Genomic DNA, 19,828 nt, shown 5'->3' with positions numbered 1-19,828 from the left:
CTTTCCCGCTCCCTTACAGTACTTCCGGAGCCAGCGAGATGATCTTCATATGGTTCTTGGCGCGCAGTTCGCGCGGAACCGGTCCGAAGATACGGGTGCCGATCGGCTCTTTCTTGTTGTCGATGAGAACCGCTGCGTTGTTGTCGAAGCGGATGACGCTGCCGTCCGGACGACGGATGTCCTTGGCGGTGCGCACGACAACCGCCTTCATCACGTCACCCTTCTTCACGCGGCCGCGCGGGATAGCTTCCTTGATCGAAACGACGATGATGTCGCCGATCGAAGCGTATTTGCGCTTGGAGCCGCCCAGCACCTTGATGCACATGACACGACGTGCGCCGGAATTGTCCGCCACGTCGAGGTTTGTTTGCATCTGAATCATGTCAGGTCGCCTTTTTCTAATGACCGGAGCGACCGGGCGCCAAAACGCTCGGAGCCGGCTTATGGACAGAATTTCGATGTGCGCGGGTGGGGTCTTGCCAAGGTGGTTTCCTCAAAAGGACCTTCCCTGCGCTCAAAGCAAAAGAACGCTCGTTGCCGAGCGTCCTGCGCCAGTGGGGTGCTTCATACAGGATTCTGCGCCGGGCGCAAGGCCCGAACGCGGATCCGAAGCAAATTAAGCCTGGGCGGAAACGACCGTCCAGCGCTTGTCCTTGGAGATCGGCGCGCATTCCTCGATGGAAACCACGTCGCCGACCTTGTACTGGTTGTTCTCGTCGTGCGCCTTGTACTTCTTGGAACGGCGGACCGTCTTCTGAAGCAGCGGATGCGCGAAGCGGCGCTCTACCCGGACAACAACGGTCTTCTCGTTCTTGTCGGAAACGACGACGCCCTGCAGAATGCGTTTCGGCATATTATTCTTCCTTAAGCCTTGGCTTCTGCCGCCTTCTGGCGGGCAATGGTTTTCACGCGGGCGATATCCTTGCGGACTTCGTTGATGCGCGAGGACTTTTCGAGCTGGCCGGTCGCCTTCTGGAAGCGCAGGTTGAACTGCTCCTTCTTGAGCTCCGCAAGCTTGTCCTTGAGCTGGTCGGCCGTGAGGCCGCGAACTTCTTCGGCTTTCATCGTGCCTCTCCTTACTCTGCGATGCGCTGTACGAAGCGCGTCTTGACCGAGAGCTTGGCGGCGCCGAGGCGAAGCGCCTCACGGGCGAGCTCCTCGGAAACACCGTCGATCTCGAACATCATACGACCGGGCTTGACCTTGCAGGCCCAGTATTCGACCGAGCCCTTGCCCTTACCCATACGCACTTCGGTCGGCTTGGCCGTGACCGGAACATCCGGGAACACGCGGATCCAAACGCGGCCGGCGCGCTTCATGTGGCGGGTGATCGCGCGGCGGGCCGCCTCGATCTCGCGGGCATTGACGCGGTTCGGTTCCTGAGCCTTCAGGCCGAATTCGCCGAAGGCCAGGTCGAAGCCGCCCTTGGCCACACCCTTGATGCGGCCCTTGAACTGCTTGCGATACTTGGTACGCTTTGGCTGCAACATTTTCTTACTTCTCCGAGCTTATCTTTCGCCAGCGCTTATCAAGCGTTTTCGCGTTCGCGGCGGCGATCACGGTCGCCACGGTCGCGGTCGCGGCTTGCCGGACCCTGCGCATCGCCTTCCAGCGCGCGGCGTTCGGAAGCCATCGGATCGTGCTCAAGGATTTCGCCCTTGAAGATCCAGACCTTGATGCCGCAGATGCCGAAGGCGGTTTCGGCTTCGGCCGTGCCGTAGTCGATGTCGGCGCGCAGCGTGTGCAGCGGAACGCGGCCTTCACGATACCATTCGGTACGGGCGATTTCCGCACCGCCGAGACGACCGGCGCAGGTGATCTTGATGCCTTCGGCGCCGAGACGCATGGCCGACTGAACGGCACGCTTCATCGCACGGCGGAAAGCCACGCGGCGCTCGAGCTGCTGGGCGATCGACTGGGCGACGAGCGTCGCGTCGATTTCCGGCTTGCGCACTTCGACGATGTTGAGGTGCGTTTCCGAAGACGTCATCTGCGAAAGCGTCTTGCGGAGCTTCTCGATGTCGGCGCCCTTCTTGCCGATGATCAGACCCGGGCGAGCCGAGTGGATCGTGACGCGGCACTTCTTGTGCGGACGCTCGATGACGACCTTGGCGATGCCGGCCTGCTTCAGCTCCTGCATCAGATAGGCGCGGATCTTCAGGTCCTCGTGGAGGAGCTGACCGTATTCCGCGTTATCGGCGAACCAGCGGCTGTCCCAGGTACGGTTGATGCCGAGGCGGAAACCGATCGGATTGATTTTCTGGCCCATTATGCGGCCTCCCCTTTTTCCTCGACTTCGCGAACGACGATCGTCAGATGCGAAAACGGCTTCTCGATCCGCGATGCGCGGCCGCGGCCGCGGGCGTGGAAGCGCTTCATCACGATCGACTTGCCGACATAGGCTTCGGAGACGATCAGCGAGTCGACGTCGAGGTCATGGTTGTTTTCGGCATTGGCGATCGCAGACTCGAGAGTCTTCTTCACCGTGCCGGCGATGCGCTTGCGCGAGAATTCGAGCTCGGCGAGCGCGCGGTCGACCTTCTTGCCGCGGATCATGGCGGCAACGAGGTTCAGCTTCTGGGGGCTGACACGGAGCGTGCGCGCAACTGCCTGCGCCTCGTTGTCCTTCAGCCGGCGTTCGGTCTTAGCCTTCGCCATGATTACTTCCTCTTCGCCTTCTTGTCCGCGCCGTGACCGTAATAGGTACGGGTGGGAGCGAATTCACCGAACTTGTGTCCGACCATGTCTTCGTTGACGCTGACCGGAATGTGCTTCGAGCCGTTGTAGACGCCAAACGTCAGACCAACGAACTGCGGCAAGATCGTGGAGCGACGGCTCCACATCTTGATTACTTCTGCGCGTCCGCCTTCGCGTACCTTCTCAGCCTTCTTGAGAAGATAGCCGTCAACAAACGGACCTTTCCATACTGAACGAGCCATTGAACGACTTCCCTTCTCTTACTTCTTGCGCTGATGGCGCGAACGCATGATGAACTTGTCCGTGGACTTGTTCGAACGGGTGCGCTTGCCCTTGGTCGGCTTGCCCCACGGGGTCACCGGGTGGCGACCACCGGAGGTGCGGCCTTCACCACCGCCGTGCGGGTGGTCGACCGGGTTCATGACGACGCCGCGGTTATGCGGACGCTTGCCCCGCCAAACGGTACGACCAGCCTTGCCGTCGTTGATGTTGCCGTGATCCGGGTTGGACACCGCACCGACCGTGGCCAGGCAGGAGCCCGGAACGAGGCGCTGCTCGCCGGAGTTCAGACGAAGGATCGCCATGCCGGCGTCGCGGCCGACGAGCTGGACATAGGTGCCGGCCGAACGAGCGATCTGGCCACCCTTGCCCGGCTTCATTTCCACGTTGTGGACAATGGAGCCGACCGGGATGTACTGCAGCGGCATGGTATTGCCGGGCTTGACGTCCACTGCCTTGTCGGAAGCGATGACCTTGTCGCCGGCAGCAAGGCGCTGCGGAGCGAGGATGTAGGCCTGCTCGCCGTCCGTATAGGTGACGAGCGCGATGAATGCCGTGCGGTTCGGGTCGTATTCCAGACGCTCGACCGTGCCTTCGACGTCGAACTTGCGACGCTTGAAGTCCACGAGACGGTAGGTGCGCTTGTGACCACCACCGATGAAACGAGCGGTGATGCGACCGTTGTTGTTACGGCCGCCGCTCTTGGTGAGACCTTCCGTCAGCGTCTTGACCGGCTTGCCCTTCCAGAGGCCGGACCGGTCGACGATGACCAGCTGACGCTGGCTCGGGGTCGTCGGGTTGTAGCTTTTCAATGCCATTGTTCTTTACCTCAGAGACCGGTGGAGACGTCGATCGTCTGACCTTCGGCCAGGGTGACGACAGCCTTCTTGACGTCCTTCTGCTTGCCGATGAAGCCGCGGAACCGCTTCACCTTGCCCTTGCGGACAAGCGTGTTGACGGCCGTGACCTTCACGCCGAACAGCGCCTCGACGGCAGCCTTGATCTCCGGCTTGGAAGCAGTCTTGGCAACGTTGAAGACGACCTGGTTCTGCTCGGATACCAGCGTCGACTTTTCGGTGATCGCCGGCGAGACGATCACATCATAGTGGCGAAGATCCGTCATTTGAACCGCTCCTCCAGAGCTTCTACCGCAGCCTTGGAAAGCACGAGCTTGCCGCGGCGCAGGATATCGTAAACATTGATGCCCTGAACCGGCAGAACGTCCACGTTCGGGATGTTCTGGGCTGCGAGCTTGAAGTTGCTGTCGAGCTCGGCGCCGCCGATGAACAGCACGTTGGTGAGGCCGAGCGAAGCGAAGGAACCGGCGAGCGCCTTGGTCTTGGCCTCAGCCGCAACCAGGCTATCGACGATGATGATGTCTTCAGCCTTCATCTTGGCAGACAGGGCGTGACGCAGAGCGAGCGCGCGGACCTTCTTCGGAAGGTCGTGCTCGTGGCTGCGGACGACCGGGCCATGGGCCTTGCCGCCGCCGCGGAACTGCGGAGCGCGAGCCGAATGGTGACGAGCGCGGCCCGTACCCTTCTGCTTGTACATCTTCGCGCCGGTGCGAGCGATCTCGGAACGGCCCTTCGACTTATGAGTGCCCTGCTGCTTCTTGGCGAGCTGCCAGCGAACCATGCGGGCCAGAATGTCTTCGCGGGGGTCGAGGCCGAAAATCTCGTCCGACAGGGCTACCTTGCCGGCGTCTTTTCCCTCGAGGGTCTTGACGTTAAATTCCATTGTAGCTGGCTCCCTTACTTCGCGGCCGACTTGACGGCGTCGCGAACGACGATCCAGGCGCCCTTGGAGCCGGGGACGGCACCCTTGACGAGGATCAGGCCACGGTTCTCGTCGGTGGAGACGACTTCGAGGTTCTGGGTGGTGACGCGGGTCTGGCCCATGTGACCAGCCATGCGCTTGCCCTTCCAGACGCGGCCCGGATCCTGGTTGTTACCGGTCGAACCATGCGAGCGGTGCGAAACGGACACACCGTGCGTGGCACGCAGACCACCGAAGTTGTGGCGCTTCATAGCGCCGGCGAAACCCTTACCGATCGTGGTGCCGGTGACGTCCACCAGCTGGCCGGCCTGGAAATGGGCCGCCGTCAGCTCGGTGCCGACATCGATCAGATTGTCTTCGGAAACGCGAAACTCGACGAGCTTCGCCTTCGGCTCGACGTTGGCGACGGCAAAGTTGCCGCGCATCGCCTTGGTGGTATTCTTCACCTTGGCCGTGCCTGCACCCAGTTGAAGAGCGGTATAGCCGTTCTTCTCGACGGTGCGGTGCGCGACGACCTGGCAATTTTCCAGCCGCAATACGGTTACCGGGATATGCTCGCCGGCGTCGTTGTAGACGCGGGTCATTCCCACCTTCTGTGCAATTACACCCGAACGCATCGGTTCAATCCTTCTCACTCAGTCCGAAACCCTGGCCGAAACCTTAAGTCTCAGAGCTTGATCTCAACATCGACACCTGCGGCGAGGTCGAGCTTCATCAGCGCGTCCACCGTCTGCGGCGTCGGGTCAACGATATCGAGAAGGCGCTTATGGGTGCGCATCTCGAACTGCTCGCGGCTCTTCTTGTCGATGTGGGGGGACCGGTTAACCGTAAACTTCTCGATGCGGGTCGGAAGCGGAACGGGGCCCCGGACGCTTGCGCCGGTGCGCTTCGCCGTCGACACGATCTCGCGCGTGGAAGCATCGAGAATCCGGTGATCGAACGCCTTCAGGCGAATGCGGATATTTTGGCCGTTCATTCGACGTTATCCTTGTTGTCTGTTATCCGCGTGCCAACCAAATACGGCACGGGTTGTTCTTTCTTTCCTAAGGCGGACCACCGGTTTCAAAGATCGAAGGGGACACCGAAACCGGCATCCCTTTCCAGTCTTCGGGCCGTTTGGCCCACCTTATGTGTTGATTGCTGCCTCGAAGCCGAAGCAGAGGCAAATCGCGCTGGCGCGCCATTTGCTACATTTTTATGTCATAAGCAAGCGGCGTTCTGCCGCTTGCTTAAAAAGATCACTCGACGATGGAGGCGACGATGCCTGCGCCGACGGTGCGGCCGCCTTCGCGGATGGCGAAGCGCAGCTTCTCTTCCATGGCGATCGGCACGATCAGCTCGACATCGACCGTCACGTTGTCGCCCGGCATCACCATTTCCGTGCCTTCCGGCAGCGTCACGATGCCCGTCACGTCCGTCGTGCGGAAGTAGAACTGCGGACGGTAGTTGGTGAAGAACGGCGTATGACGGCCACCCTCTTCCTTCGTCAGGATGTAGGCTTCCGCCTTGAACTTCTTGTGCGGCTTCACCGAACCCGGCTTGCACAGGATCTGCCCGCGCTCGACGCCGTTGCGGTCGACACCGCGCAGCAGCGCGCCGATGTTGTCGCCCGCCTGGCCCTGGTCGAGCAGCTTGCGGAACATCTCGACGCCCGTGCAGGTCGTCTTCGTCGTCGGACGGATGCCGACGATCTCGACTTCCTCGCCCACCTTGATGATGCCGCGCTCGACGCGGCCCGTCACAACCGTGCCGCGGCCCGAGATCGAGAACACGTCTTCGATCGGCATCAGGAACGGCTGGTCGATCGGACGCTCCGGCGTCGGGATATAGGCATCCACCTGCGCCATCAGCTCGCGGATCGCGTCTTCGCCGATCTTCTTGTCCGAATCTTCCAGTGCCGCAAGCGCCGAACCCTTGACGATCGGAATGTCGTCGCCCGGGAAGTCGTAGGACGACAGAAGCTCGCGCACTTCCAGCTCGACAAGCTCCAGAAGCTCAGCGTCGTCGACCTGGTCCACCTTGTTCAGGAACACCACGATCGCCGGTACGCCGACCTGGCGGGCCAGCAGGATGTGCTCGCGCGTCTGCGGCATCGGGCCGTCGGCGGCCGAAACAACCAGGATCGCGCCGTCCATCTGCGCCGCACCGGTGATCATGTTCTTCACATAGTCGGCGTGGCCGGGGCAGTCGACGTGAGCATAGTGGCGGGCCGGCGTCTCATACTCGACATGCGCCGTCGAGATGGTGATGCCGCGCGCCTTCTCTTCCGGCGCCGCGTCGATCTGGTCATAGGCCTTGAACTCGCCGAAATACTTCGTGATCGCCGCCGTCAACGACGTCTTCCCATGGTCAACGTGACCAATCGTGCCGATGTTGACGTGCGGCTTGTTCCGCTCAAACTTGCTCTTTGCCATTTCCGGCTCTCCGTTCTCATCCCCTCATCCGGGGAAAAAATCTCTACTGTTTCAGGCGGTGGACTCCGGTCACTTCTGACCGGAGTACTTGGCCTGGATTTCCTGGGCGACGTTCGTCGGAACCGGCGCGTAATGATCGAAGACCATCGAGTACTGGGCACGACCCTGCGACATGGAGCGCAGGTTATCGACGTACTTGAACATGTTCGCCAGCGGCACGTGGGCGTTGATCACGACGGCGATGCCGCGCGATTCCTGGCCCTGGATCTGGCCACGGCGGGAATTGAGGTCGCCGATCACGTCACCGACGTAATCTTCCGGCGTAACCACCTCGACCTTCATGATCGGCTCGAGGAGCTGGGCGCCAGCCTTCTTCGCCGCTTCGCGGAAGCAGGCGCGGGAGGCGATTTCGAAGGCGAGAACCGACGAGTCGACGTCATGGTAGGCACCGTCGAGGAGCGTCGCCTTGACGCCGAGCATCGGGAAGCCCGCGAGCGGACCGGAGGAGAGCACGCTTTCGATGCCCTTCTGGACGCCCGGGATATATTCCTTCGGAACCGTACCGCCGACGATCTTCGATTCGAACTTGAACTCTTCGCCTTCCGGATTCGGCTCGAACAGGATCTTCACGCGAGCGAACTGGCCCGAACCGCCGGACTGCTTCTTGTGCGTGTAGTCCTCTTCGTGCTGCCTGGTGATCGTCTCACGGTAGGCGACCTGCGGAGCACCGACATTGGCTTCGACCTTGAACTCGCGACGCATGCGGTCGACGATGATGTCGAGGTGAAGTTCGCCCATGCCGGCAATGATCGTCTGGCCGGATTCCTCGTCCGACTTGACGCGGAAGGACGGGTCCTCGGCGGCGAGACGGTTGAGCGCGAGGCCCATCTTTTCCTGGTCGCCCTTGGACTTCGGCTCGATGGCGATCTGGATGACCGGCTCGGGGAATTCCATGCGCTCCAGGATGACCGGCTTCAGCGGATCGCAGAGCGTGTCGCCCGTGGTGGTTTCCTTGAGGCCTGCAAGAGCGACGATGTCGCCGGCGAAGGCTTCTTCGATGTCCTCACGGGAGTTGGAGTGCATCTGCAGCATGCGGCCGACGCGCTCGCGCTTTTCCTTGACCGTGTTCATCAGCGAGGAGCCCTTTTCGAGCTTGCCCGAGTAGATGCGGCAGAAGGTGAGCGAACCGACGAAGGGGTCGTTCATGATCTTGAAAGCGAGCATGGAAAGCGGCTCGCTGTCGTCCGCATGACGCTCGATCTCGGCTTCGGTCTTGACGTCGATACCCTTGATCGACGGAATGTCGGCGGGCGACGGCAGGAATTCGACGACGGCGTCGAGCAGCGGCTGAACGCCCTTGTTCTTGAAGGCCGAGCCGCAGAACATCGGGAAGAACTTGACGTCGATCGTGCCGCGACGGATGAGCGCGCGGATCTTGTCGTTGTCCGGCATTTCGCCTTCGAGATAGGCTTCCATCGCCTCTTCGTCGATCTCGACAACCGTCTCGATCAGCTTTTCGCGATATTCTTCAGCTTTCGCCTTCAGGTCGGCCGGGATTTCGACGACGTCCCACTGGGCGCCGAGGGATTCGTCGCGCCATACGAGAGCATTCATCTCGATCAGGTCGACGACGCCCTTGAAGTCGCTTTCAGCGCCGATCGGCAGCTGGCAGACGACGGCGGTCGCGCCAAGACGGGTCTTGATCATCTCGACGGAGCGGTAGAAGTCCGCACCGGTCTTGTCCATCTTGTTGCAGAAGATCATCCGCGGGACGTTGTACTTGTCGGCCTGACGCCAGACGGTTTCCGTCTGCGGCTCGACGCCGGCATTGGCGTCGAGAAGGGCGACCGCACCGTCGAGCACACGCAGCGAACGCTCGACTTCGATGGTGAAGTCCACGTGGCCGGGGGTGTCGATGATGTTGAAGCGGCGCATCTTGCCGTCACGGCCCTTCCAGAAAGTCGTGGTGGCAGCGGACGTGATCGTGATGCCGCGCTCCTGCTCCTGCTCCATCCAGTCCATCGTGGCTGCGCCATCGTGAACTTCGCCGATCTTGTGCGACTTGCCGGTGTAATAGAGGATACGCTCGGTGGTCGTGGTCTTGCCGGCGTCGATATGCGCCATGATACCGAAATTTCGGTAGTCTTCGATTTTATACTCGCGAGCCATGGGACTGCCTTTCGAATTTCGATCGGATGAAGATTACCAACGGTAGTGCGAGAATGCGCGGTTGGCATCCGCCATCTTGTGCGTGTCTTCACGCTTCTTGACGGCGCTGCCACGGTTGTTGGCGGCATCCATAAGTTCACCGGAAAGGCGATCGACCATGGTCGTCTCGTTACGCTTGCGGGCGGCGGCGATCACCCAGCGGATCGCAAGAGCCTGACGGCGCTCCGGACGCACGTCGACCGGAACCTGGTACGTGGCACCACCAACACGGCGCGAGCGAACTTCGACATGTGGCGCGACGTTGTCGAGCGCCTGATGGAAGATACCCAGCGGGTCCTGCTTGGACTTGCCCTGCACGGCGTCGAACGCACCATAGACGATGTTTTCGGCCACGGACTTCTTGCCGTGGAGCATGATCGCATTCATGAACTTCGTGACGACGAGATCACCGAACTTCGGATCCGGATTGATCTCACGCTTTTCTGCACGATGGCGTCGGGACATACTTCTTCTCGTCTCTCAATTGTTATGGGCGCTTTATCACGCGGAGAACCTCGCGCAGCGCCGGATCAGTTAAATCCGAAGGATTACTTCGGACGCTTCGCACCGTATTTCGAACGGCGCTGCTTGCGGTTCTTGACACCCTGGGTATCGAGAACGCCGCGGATGATGTGGTAGCGAACACCCGGCAGGTCCTTGACGCGGCCGCCGCGGATCATGACGACGGAGTGTTCCTGCAGATTGTGGCCTTCACCCGGGATGTAGCCGATCACCTCGAAGCCGTTGGTCAGGCGGATCTTGGCAACCTTACGCAGAGCCGAGTTCGGCTTCTTCGGGGTCGTGGTATAGACGCGGGTGCAAACGCCGCGCTTCTGCGGGTTCTCCTGCAGGGCAGGAACCTTGTTGCGCTTTACCTGTGCCTGACGCGGCTTGCGGATCAGCTGGTTTACGGTAGGCATATAACCATCCCTTGCAAAATCTTCTTCCAAGCCCCTTCGGGGCCAATCTGATGCCGTTTCCGGCGGCGGCACACACATTTCCTCATGCGCAAAACGTGGCCCGATCCGCTTTCCGGATGGACCACAAAAGGCAGAGGACGCATTCCTCATGCGTCATGCGTGCAGCATTCGTGTCTTCAACGTGCGTATGGAACCGTGTCTGAGGCGAACTCCGGAACGAGTCATCCCGGACGGACAAGCCTCACATCGCTTCCGATGCGGGGCGTTTACTGTTTTCCCCCCTGCCCGTCAAGGCCCACCCCGAAAATAATCCCGCAGAGCCTGGGATTCCGGCCCGAACGGCGCTCCCGGGACAAGGTTTCGTGAGTTTTTTCCTCTTCGCGCCAATAATGTTTGGGAATCGATGCCGATCGCTCTAAGAGTGCGGGAACATTCCACATCGTTCCGCCTTCGGACGGCATCGGCAATTGGCTTCGCGGAGATGACCATGATTACCACCCCGGACAACGACAACAACCTCGACGGGCCGATGGTCTTCATCATCATCGGCAAGGGCTATGAGGTCAAGGGCGGCGACGGCGTCGAGCTGCATATCATGCTGCGGGCGCCGGATGACGATTCCGCCGTGCGCGAGGCGCTCAACGCCCTTTCCGAAGAAGGCTTTCTCGAAGCCGACCTCGACCAGATCGGCGTGCTCACCGACGAGCCGACGGAAGAGCCGCATGCTTCCGCCTACCAAGGGGCTCTCGAGGGCGAAGTGGCCATCATAAGGTTCGAATAACCGGATCGGACAAGTCATCGTTCACACCCGCGGAACGAAACTGAAAGCTCGAACCTGAGACGAAAAACGCCCGGATTTCTCCGGGCGTTTTTTATTGGAAGGAGGGCGCCCGGAACGAGCGCCCTGCCCCGCAATCCTATTCGGCGGCGGGAGCGTTTTCGCCTGCCATGTCCTGCAGCATCGGGGTGGCCGACGATGCGCCGGTGCCCTTCTTGCGCTCCTCGAGGATGAGGTCGTCGCGCGAGGTGGCGATGCGGCGGATCTGGGTCATGGTGCCGCCCGTACCGGCCGGGATGAGGCGGCCGACGATGACGTTCTCCTTGAGACCCTGCAGCGTGTCCATCTTGCCGGCGATCGCAGCTTCCGTGAGAACCTTGGTAGTCTCCTGGAAGGAAGCGGCCGAGATGAAGGACGGGGTCTGCAGCGACGCCTTGGTGATGCCGAGCAGAACCGGTTCGCCGTAGGCGAGCTTCTTGCCTTCCTCGGCAAGGCGCTCGTTGGCGTCTTCCAGCTCGATCCGGTCGACATTGTCACCGACGATGTACTGGCTGTCGCCGGCATCGGTGATCTCGACCTTCTGCAGCATCTGGCGGACGATCACCTCGATGTGCTTGTCGTTGATGACAACGCCCTGCAGACGGTAGACTTCCTGGATTTCGTTGACCAGGTAGGAAGCCAGAGCTTCCACGCCCTTGATCGCCAGGATGTCGTGCGGCGCCGGGTTGCCGTCGAGGATGTAGTCGCCCTTCTCGATGTAGTCGCCGTCCTGAAGATGGAAAGGCTTGCCCTTCGGGATCAGGTATTCGACCGGTTCGACACCGTCTTCCGCCGGCTCGATCATGACCCGACGCTTGTTCTTGTAGTCGCGGCCGAGGCGGATCGTGCCATCGATCTCAGCGATGATGGCGTGATCCTTCGGACGGCGCGCTTCGAAGAGCTCGGCGACACGCGGCAGACCGCCGGTGATGTCCTTGGTCTTGGCGCTTTCCATCGGGATACGGGCAAGAACGTCACCCTGGGAGACCTTCTGGCCCGGCTCGACGGACAGGATCGCATCGACCGACAGCTGGAAGCGGGCTTCGCCACCACGGCCGAGCTTGGCGATGTTGCCGGCTGCGTCCTTGATGATGATCGCAGGCTTCAGGTCCGAGCCACGCGGCGTCGAACGCCAGTCGATGACCTGGCGCTTGGTGATGCCGGTGGATTCGTCGGTCGATTCCGAAACGGAGATGCCGTCGACGACGTCCTCGAACTGAACCGTGCCTTCGACTTCCGTCATCATCGGGCGGGTATAGGGGTCCCACTCGGCGAGACGCTGGCCGCGGCGGACCTTGTCTCCGTCATCCACGAACAGCTTCGAACCGTAGGCGACGCGCTGCGAGGACCGCTCGACGCCGCGCTCGTCCAGGATGGTGATCGCCATGTTGCGGCCCATCGCGACGAGTACGCCTTCGGAGTTGCGCAGCATGTTGCGGTTCTTGATCTGGATCGTGCCTTCGTAGGACGCTTCCAGGAACGACTGGTCGACCACGTTCGCCGTACCGCCCAGGTGGAAGGTACGCATGGTGAGCTGCGTGCCCGGCTCGCCGATCGACTGAGCGGCAATGACGCCGACAGCCTCGCCGATGTTGACGGGCGTACCGCGTGCCAGATCGCGGCCGTAGCAGACCGAGCAGACGCCCGTCTGCACTTCGCAGGTCAGCGCCGAACGGATGCGGACGGACTGGATGCCGGCCTTCTCGATATCGACAACATGCGGCTCGAGGATCATCTGGCCGGCCTTGACGATGTTCTCGCCGGTGACCGGGTTGTCGATGTCATCAAGCGCGGTGCGGCCGAGGATACGGGCGCCGAGCGAAGCCACGACCTGGCCGGCATCGACGATCGCCGTCATGGTCAGGCCCTTGTCGGTACCGCAATCGACCAGGTTGACGATGCAATCCTGGGCGACGTCGACGAGACGGCGGGTCAGGTAGCCCGAGTTCGCGGTCTTCAAGGCGGTGTCTGCGAGACCCTTGCGGGCACCGTGCGTCGAGTTGAAGTACTCGTTCACGGTCAGGCCTTCCTTGAAGTTCGAGATGATCGGCGTCTCGATGATCTCACCCGACGGCTTCGCCATCAGGCCACGCATGCCGCCGAGCTGGCGCATCTGGTTCGGCGAACCGCGAGCACCCGAATGCGACATCATGTAGATCGAGTTCATCGGCTTCTGGCGACCGTTGTCGTCGAATTCGACGGCCTTGATGCGGGCCATCATCTCTTCGGCGACCTTTTCGGTGGCCTTGCCCCAGGCATCGACGACCTTGTTGTACTTCTCGCCCTGGGTGATCAGGCCGTCGTTGTATTGCTGCTCGTATTCCTTCACCAGCGCTTCCGTATCGCCGACAATCTTCTGCTTGCTGTCCGGAATGATCATGTCGTCCTTGCCGAACGAAATGCCGGCGCGGCAGGCGTGGGTGAAGCCGAGTTGCATGATGCGGTCGCAGAAGATCACCGTGTCCTTCTGCCCGCAATGACGGTAGACCGTGTCGATCATCCTGGAGATGTTCTTCTTGGTCATTTCCTGGTTGCAGATGTCGAAGGGAACGTTGACGTTCTTCGGCAGGAGCTCACCGATGATCATGCGGCCGGGCGTGGTCTCGTAGATCTTCGAAACCGGCTTGCCTTCGGCATCGACGGTCTTGAAGCGGCCCTTGATCTTGGCGTGCAGGGTGACGACCTTGTTTTCCAGAGCGTGGTGCAGTTCGCCCATGTCGGAGAAGGCCATGCCCTCGCCCGGCTCGTTCTGGTTCATGATCGACAGGTAGTAGAGGCCGAGAACCATGTCCTGCGACGGCACGATGATCGGGGCACCGTTGGCCGGATGCAGGATGTTGTTCGTCGACATCATCAGCACGCGGGCTTCGAGCTGGGCTTCGAGCGACAGCGGCACGTGAACGGCCATCTGGTCGCCGTCGAAGTCGGCGTTGAAGGCCGTGCAGACGAGCGGATGCAGCTGGATCGCCTTGCCTTCGACCAGGATGGGTTCGAAGGCCTGGATGCCCAGGCGGTGCAGCGTCGGCGCACGGTTCAGCAGAACCGGATGCTCGCGGATGACCTCGTCGAGGATATCCCAGACTTCCGGCTTTTCCTTCTCGACCAGCTTCTTCGCCTGCTTGACGGTCGAGGAATACCCCTTGGCGTCGAGACGGGCGTAGATGAACGGCTTGAAGAGTTCGAGCGCCATCTTCTTCGGCAGGCCGCACTGGTGCAGCTTCAGTTCCGGGCCGGTCACGATGACCGAACGGCCGGAATAGTCGACACGCTTGCCGAGCAGGTTCTGACGGAAGCGGCCCTGCTTGCCCTTCAGCATGTCGGAGAGCGACTTCAGCGGGCGCTTGTTGGCGCCGGTGATGACGCGGCCGCGGCGGCCGTTGTCGAACAGCGCGTCCACAGATTCCTGCAGCATGCGCTTTTCGTTACGGATGATGATGCCCGGAGCGCGCAGTTCGATCAGGCGCTTCAGACGGTTGTTGCGGTTGATGACGCGGCGATAGAGATCGTTGAGGTCGGAGGTCGCAAAGCGGCCGCCATCCAGCGGAACCAGCGGACGCAGGTCCGGCGGGATGACCGGAACGACCTTCATGATCATCCATTCCGGGCGGTTGCCGGATTCGATGAAGTTCTCGACGATCTTCAGGCGCTTCATCAGCTTCTTCTGCTTGAGATCCGACGTGGTGTCGGCAAGCTCGGAGCGCAGGTCGCCGGCGATCTTTTCGAGATTCATCGAAGCGAGCATCTCGTAGATGGCCTCGGCACCGATCATCGCGGTGAACTGATCTTCGCCGAACTCGTCGACGGCGATCATGTACTCCTCTTCGGAGAGAAGCTGGTTCTCCTTGAGCGAGGTCAGGCCCGGCTCGGTGACGATGTAGTTCTCGAAATAGAGAACGCGCTCGACATCCTTCAGCGTCATGTCGAGAAGGGTCGCGATGCGGGACGGAAGCGACTTCAGGAACCAGATGTGGGCAACGGGCGCAGCGAGCTCGATATGGCCCATGCGCTCACGGCGAACGCGCGACAGCGTGACTTCGACGCCGCACTTTTCGCAGATGATGCCCTTGTACTTCATGCGCTTGTACTTGCCGCACAGGCACTCGTAGTCCTTGATCGGCCCGAAGATGCGCGCGCAGAAGAGGCCGTCGCGTTCCGGCTTGAACGTGCGGTAGTTGATGGTCTCCGGCTTTTTGATTTCGCCGTAGGACCAGGAGAGAATCTTCTCCGGCGACGCGATCGAGATACGGATCGAATCGAAGTGCTGCGCAGGCACCTGCGGATTGAAAAGATTCATGACCTCTTGGTTCATGCCTATCTCCTTTAGGGGCGGGTTACGCCCTCGGCTTGCGACCGGTACAGTCCAAATTCCCGGGACGGACCGTCCGGCGCTCTTAAATGGTCATAGCCGCGAAATGCGGCAAAAGTTCCCCGGTCCTGCCGGCGAAAGCCGGCGGCGGGAGCGGCGCGCGCGAAAAGCGCGCGCCTTTCTTGTCGTTATTCGGCTGCGTCGGGCAGCTGACCCTCGGCCGGGGCCTCGATCTTGGAGTTCTCGAGCTCGACCGACAGACCGAGCGAGCGCATTTCCTTGACGAGAACGTTGAAGCTCTCCGGAATGCCCGCCTCGAACGTGTCGTCGCCGCGGACGATCGCTTCGTAGACCTTGGTACGGCCGGCCACGTCGTCCGACTTCACGGTCAGCATTTCCTGCAGCGTGTAGGCGGCGCCGTAAGCTTCGAGAGCCCAGACCTCCATTTCGCCGAAGCGCTGACCGCCGAACTGCGCCTTGCCACCAAGCGGCTGCTGGGTGACGAGCGAGTACGGGCCGATCGAACGGGCGTGGATCTTGTCATCCACGAGGTGGTTCAGCTTGATCATGTACATGTAGCCGACCGTGACCTTGCGGTCGAAGGGCTCACCGGTCCGGCCATCGTACAGGACCGACTGACCCGACGGATCGAGACCGGCCTTCTTGAGCATGGAAGCCACATCCGGCTCGTGAGCGCCGTCGAAGACCGGCGTCGCGATCGAAACACCGCGCTTCGACTGTTCGGCGAGACGGACGAGCGACTCGTCGTCGAAGTTCGCCACTTCGTCATTCGCGAGGCTCTCATAGACGTCCTTCAGCTCCGTCTTGAGGCCGGAGATGTCGTTCGACTTCCTGTACTCCTCCAGCAACTGGCCGATCTTCCTGCCCATGCCGGCGCAAGCCCAGGCAAGGTGCGTTTCCAGGATCTGGCCGACGTTCATGCGTGACGGCACGCCGAGCGGGTTCAGAACGATGTCGACATGCGTACCGTCTTCGAGGAACGGCATGTCCTCGACCGGAACGATGCGGGAGACGACGCCCTTGTTGCCGTGACGGCCGGCCATCTTGTCGCCCGGCTGGATCTTGCGCTTCACAGCGACGAAGACCTTGACCATCTTCATGACGCCCGGAGGCATTTCGTCGCCGCGCTGGACCTTTTCGACCTTGTCCATGAAGCGCTGTTCAAGGCGCGACTTGGATTCGTCGTACTGGGCACGAAGCGCTTCGATCTCGCCCTGGACCTTCTCGTCCTCGACGGCGAACATCCACCACTGCGACCGCGGATATTCCGAGATCACGGCGTTCGAAAGCTCGACGCCCTTCTTGAAGCCCTTCGGGCCGGCAACCGACATCTGGCCGCGCAGCATGTCCGTCAGACGGCCATAGACGTTGCGGTCGAGGATCGCCTGTTCGTCGTCGCGGTCCTTGGCGAGGCGTTCGATTTCCTCACGCTCGATCGCCATGGCGCGCTCGTCCTTTTCGACGCCGTGACGGTTGAAGACGCGGACTTCGACGACCGTGCCGAACGTGCCCGGAGGCATGCGCATGGACGTATCGCGAACGTCGGAAGCCTTTTCACCGAAGATGGCGCGCAGGAGCTTTTCCTCCGGCGTCATCGGGCTTTCGCCCTTCGGCGTGATCTTGCCAACGAGGATGTCGCCCGGCTGGACTTCGGCGCCGATATAGACGATGCCGGCTTCGTCGAGGTTCTTCAGCGCCTCTTCCGAAACGTTCGGAATGTCGCGCGTGATTTCTTCCGGACCAAGCTTGGTGTCACGCGCCATCACTTCGAATTCTTCGATGTGGATGGAGGTGAACACGTCGTCCGATACGATGCGCTCGGAGAGCAGGATCGAGTCTTCGTAATTGTAGCCGTTCCACGGCATGAACGCGACGAGCGCGTTGCGGCCGAGAGCGAGGTCGCCGAGGTCGGTCGACGGACCGTCCGCGATGATGTCGCCCTTGTTCAGAACGTCACCCACGGAAACCAGCGGACGCTGGTTGACGCAGGTGTTCTGGTTCGAACGCTGGAACTTCTGCAGACGATAGATGTCGACGCCTGACTTCGACGGATCGAGGTCTTCGGTGGCGCGGATAACGATACGGGTCGCATCGACCTGGTCGACCACGCCGCCACGGCGGGCGGCGATCGCCGCACCGGAATCGCGGGCGACGACCGGCTCCATGCCGGTGCCGACGAACGGAGCCTCGGCGCGCACCAGCGGCACGGCCTGACGCTGCATGTTCGAGCCCATGAGCGCGCGGTTGGCGTCGTCGTTTTCCAGGAACGGGATCAACGCCGCGGCAACCGAAACGAGCTGCTTCGGCGAGACGTCCATCAGGTTGATGGTGTCGCGCGGAGCAAGCATCACTTCGCCGGAATGGCGGCAGACCACGAACTCCTCGGCGAAGGTGCCGTCATCGTTCATCGGAGCGTTCGCCTGCGCGACGTAGTACTTCGCCTCTTCCATGGCGGAGAGGTAAAGCACGTCGTTGGTCACCTTGCCGTCGACGATCCTGCGGTACGGGCTCTCGATGAAGCCGTACTTGTTGACGCGGGCGAAGGTCGCAAGCGAGTTGATCAGACCGATGTTCGGGCCTTCCGGCGTCTCGATCGGGCAAATGCGGCCGTAATGGGTCGGGTGAACGTCGCGAACTTCGAAGCCCGCGCGCTCGCGGGTCAGACCACCCGGGCCAAGGGCCGAAAGACGGCGCTTGTGGGTGATTTCCGAAAGCGGGTTCACCTGGTCCATGAACTGCGACAGCTGCGAGGAGCCGAAGAATTCACGAACCGCGGCGGCAGCCGGCTTCGCGTTGATCAGGTCCTGCGGCATGACGGTGTCGATCTCGATCGACGACATGCGTTCCTTGATAGCGCGCTCCATGCGCAGGAGACCCAGGCGATACTGGTTCTCCATCAATTCACCGACCGAGCGGACACGGCGATTGCCGAGGTTGTCGATGTCGTCGATCTCGCCCTTGCCGTCGCGCAGCTCGACCAGCATCTTGACCACGGCCAGGATGTCGTCCTTGCGCAGCGTGCGAACCGTGTCGGCAACATCGAGATCGAGGCGCATGTTCATCTTCACGCGGCCGACGGCGGAGAGGTCGTAACGCTCCGCGTCGAAGAACAGCGAATTGAACATGGCTTCCGCCGATTCCATGGTCGGCGGCTCGCCCGGACGCATGACGCGATAGATGTCGAAAAGCGCGTCCTGGCGGTTCTCGTTCTTGTCGGCCGCAAGCGTGTTGCGGATATAGGCGCCGACATTGATGTGGTCGATGCCGAGAATCGGGATTTCGTCGAAGCCTGCGTTCAGGATGATCGGCAGGGTCTTCTCGTCGATCTCGTCGCCGGCTTCCAGGTAGATCTCGCCGGTTTCCAAATTGACGACGTCTTCGGCGAGATAGTTGCCGTAGAGATCGTCATTGGTGGCCTTCAGCGCCTTCAGGCCCTTGTCGGAGAGCTGGCGCAGGAGGCGCGGAGTGAGCTTCTTGCCGGCCTCGACGACGACTTCGCCGGTGTCGGCGTCCACCATCTCGGAGAGAGCCTTCGCACCCTTCAGGGTTTCCGGCTGGAACGGAATCCGCCAGCCATCGCCGTCGCGCTCGTAGATCGACTTCGAGTAGAAGGTCGACAGGATATCCTCGCCGTCCATGCCGAGCGCCATCAGAAGCGAGGTCACGGGGATCTTGCGGCGGCGGTCGATACGGGCGAAGACGATGTCCTTGGCGTCGAACTCGATGTCGAGCCAGGAACCGCGATAGGGAATGACGCGGGCGGCGAAAAGCAGCTTGCCGGAAGAGTGGCTCTTGCCCTTGTCGTGGTCGAAGAAGACACCCGGCGAACGGTGCATCTGGGACACGATCACGCGTTCGGTGCCGTTCACGATGAACGTACCGTTATCGGTCATGAGCGGCATGTCGCCCATGTAGACGGACTGTTCCTTGATGTCCTTGATGGATTTCGCGCCGGTATCCTCGTCGATATCGAACACGATGAGACGCAGCGTCACCTTAAGAGGCGCCGCATAGGTCAGATCGCGCTGGCGGCACTCTTCCACGTCGAACTTCGGCGGTTCGAACTCGTAGGACACGAATTCGAGCATGGAGGCGCCGGAAAAATCGGTGATCGGGAAGACGGACTTGAAGACGGCGTTCAGACCTTCGTCCGGGCGGCCGCCCTTCGGTTCGTCGACCATCAGAAATTGGTCATAGGACGCCTTCTGAACCTCGATGAGGTTCGGCATCTCAGTGACTTCGGGGATTTTTCCAAAAAACTTGCGTACGCGCCTGCGACCATTAAACGAAAGGGTCTGAGCCATCGTCGCTCCTTCAAAATTGCATCCGGGCCTGCAACGGACGGGGTTCGCTGGCCAGTCGATCCCGTCGATCAATGGGTATTCCC

Annotated in this window: 19 protein-coding genes; 1 reads left to right on the top strand and 18 read right to left on the bottom strand. The window is 61.3% G+C overall.

Features of this window, described 5'->3' with window-relative positions:
• Nucleotides 1-13: 13 nt before the first annotated feature.
• The 16 genes from rplN to rpsL all read right to left on the bottom strand — a co-directional run bounded on the left by rplN (nt 14) and on the right by rpsL (nt 10,297).
• Nucleotides 14-382, bottom strand: a complete 369-nt coding sequence (gene rplN, locus ACMGE0_RS08445; protein ID WP_007770138.1) for a 50S ribosomal protein L14 — start codon at nt 380-382, stop codon at nt 14-16.
• A 234-nt stretch (nt 383-616) separates the two neighbouring features.
• On the bottom strand, nt 617-853 hold the full coding sequence (rpsQ, locus tag ACMGE0_RS08440; RefSeq protein WP_003495195.1) for a 30S ribosomal protein S17: 237 nt from the start codon (nt 851-853) through the stop codon (nt 617-619).
• Between the two features lie 11 nt (nt 854-864).
• Nucleotides 865-1,065 carry a 50S ribosomal protein L29 gene (gene rpmC / locus ACMGE0_RS08435; RefSeq protein ID WP_085423143.1) on the bottom strand — a complete coding sequence of 67 codons (201 nt, stop codon included), beginning with the start codon at nt 1,063-1,065 and terminating at the stop codon, nt 865-867.
• A gap of 11 nt (nt 1,066-1,076) precedes the next feature.
• Nucleotides 1,077-1,490 (bottom strand): 50S ribosomal protein L16, encoded by a 414-nt coding sequence (gene rplP / locus ACMGE0_RS08430; RefSeq protein ID WP_436815398.1) that lies wholly within the window; start codon nt 1,488-1,490, stop codon nt 1,077-1,079.
• A gap of 38 nt (nt 1,491-1,528) precedes the next feature.
• Entirely contained in the window at nt 1,529-2,269 is a 741-nt protein-coding gene (gene rpsC / locus ACMGE0_RS08425; RefSeq protein WP_436815397.1) for a 30S ribosomal protein S3, read from the bottom strand.
• Nucleotides 2,269-2,658 carry a 50S ribosomal protein L22 gene (gene rplV / locus ACMGE0_RS08420; RefSeq protein ID WP_085423140.1) on the bottom strand — a complete coding sequence of 130 codons (390 nt, stop codon included), beginning with the start codon at nt 2,656-2,658 and terminating at the stop codon, nt 2,269-2,271. The genes rpsC and rplV overlap by 1 nt, the downstream gene beginning before the upstream one ends.
• 2 nt (nt 2,659-2,660) lie before the next feature.
• Nucleotides 2,661-2,939: a 30S ribosomal protein S19 gene (rpsS, locus tag ACMGE0_RS08415; protein WP_085423139.1), complete on the bottom strand. Its 279-nt coding sequence runs from the start codon at nt 2,937-2,939 to the stop codon at nt 2,661-2,663.
• A gap of 18 nt (nt 2,940-2,957) precedes the next feature.
• Nucleotides 2,958-3,794 (bottom strand): 50S ribosomal protein L2, encoded by an 837-nt coding sequence (rplB, locus tag ACMGE0_RS08410; protein ID WP_436815396.1) that lies wholly within the window; start codon nt 3,792-3,794, stop codon nt 2,958-2,960.
• An 11-nt stretch (nt 3,795-3,805) separates the two neighbouring features.
• Entirely contained in the window at nt 3,806-4,099 is a 294-nt protein-coding gene (locus ACMGE0_RS08405) for a 50S ribosomal protein L23 (protein WP_436815395.1), read from the bottom strand.
• Nucleotides 4,096-4,716, bottom strand: coding sequence for a 50S ribosomal protein L4 (rplD, locus tag ACMGE0_RS08400; RefSeq protein WP_436815394.1), 621 nt, complete (start codon nt 4,714-4,716; stop codon nt 4,096-4,098). Before rplD ends, ACMGE0_RS08405 begins: the two co-directional genes overlap by 4 nt.
• Nucleotides 4,717-4,730: 14 nt before the next feature.
• Entirely contained in the window at nt 4,731-5,372 is a 642-nt protein-coding gene (gene rplC / locus ACMGE0_RS08395) for a 50S ribosomal protein L3 (RefSeq protein WP_085423136.1), read from the bottom strand.
• Nucleotides 5,373-5,422: 50 nt separating this feature from the next.
• On the bottom strand, nt 5,423-5,731 hold the full coding sequence (gene rpsJ, locus ACMGE0_RS08390) for a 30S ribosomal protein S10 (protein WP_003547547.1): 309 nt from the start codon (nt 5,729-5,731) through the stop codon (nt 5,423-5,425).
• A 262-nt stretch (nt 5,732-5,993) separates the two neighbouring features.
• Nucleotides 5,994-7,169, bottom strand: coding sequence for an elongation factor Tu (gene tuf / locus ACMGE0_RS08385; protein WP_436815385.1), 1,176 nt, complete (start codon nt 7,167-7,169; stop codon nt 5,994-5,996).
• A 69-nt stretch (nt 7,170-7,238) separates the two neighbouring features.
• A complete protein-coding gene (gene fusA / locus ACMGE0_RS08380; RefSeq protein ID WP_436815393.1) occupies nt 7,239-9,338 on the bottom strand; it encodes an elongation factor G in 2,100 nt (699 codons plus the stop codon).
• 33 nt (nt 9,339-9,371) lie between these two features.
• Nucleotides 9,372-9,842, bottom strand: a complete 471-nt coding sequence (gene rpsG / locus ACMGE0_RS08375; RefSeq protein WP_085423134.1) for a 30S ribosomal protein S7 — start codon at nt 9,840-9,842, stop codon at nt 9,372-9,374.
• Between the two features lie 83 nt (nt 9,843-9,925).
• Entirely contained in the window at nt 9,926-10,297 is a 372-nt protein-coding gene (gene rpsL / locus ACMGE0_RS08370; RefSeq protein WP_003507760.1) for a 30S ribosomal protein S12, read from the bottom strand.
• 487 nt (nt 10,298-10,784) lie between these two features.
• On the opposite strand from rpsL, the gene ACMGE0_RS08365 reads away from it, so the two are divergent.
• On the top strand, nt 10,785-11,078 hold the full coding sequence (locus tag ACMGE0_RS08365) for a transcriptional regulator (protein ID WP_436815392.1): 294 nt from the start codon (nt 10,785-10,787) through the stop codon (nt 11,076-11,078).
• Between the two features lie 136 nt (nt 11,079-11,214).
• On the opposite strand, the gene rpoC is transcribed toward ACMGE0_RS08365, so the two are convergent.
• Together rpoC and rpoB are read right to left on the bottom strand one after the other, a co-directional pair.
• Complete coding sequence (gene rpoC / locus ACMGE0_RS08360) at nt 11,215-15,423, bottom strand: DNA-directed RNA polymerase subunit beta' (protein WP_436815391.1); 4,209 nt, start codon at nt 15,421-15,423, stop codon at nt 11,215-11,217.
• Nucleotides 15,424-15,608: 185 nt separating this feature from the next.
• A complete protein-coding gene (rpoB, locus tag ACMGE0_RS08355) occupies nt 15,609-19,745 on the bottom strand; it encodes a DNA-directed RNA polymerase subunit beta (RefSeq protein ID WP_436815390.1) in 4,137 nt (1,378 codons plus the stop codon).
• Nucleotides 19,746-19,828 lie beyond the last annotated feature (83 nt).

The sequence above is a fragment of the Neorhizobium descurainiae genome (genome assembly GCF_051400715.1).
GTDB lineage: Bacteria > Pseudomonadota > Alphaproteobacteria > Rhizobiales > Rhizobiaceae > Neorhizobium.
The sequence above is the reverse complement of the archived record's forward strand: the minus strand, read 5'-3'. Positions and strand labels throughout refer to the sequence as shown.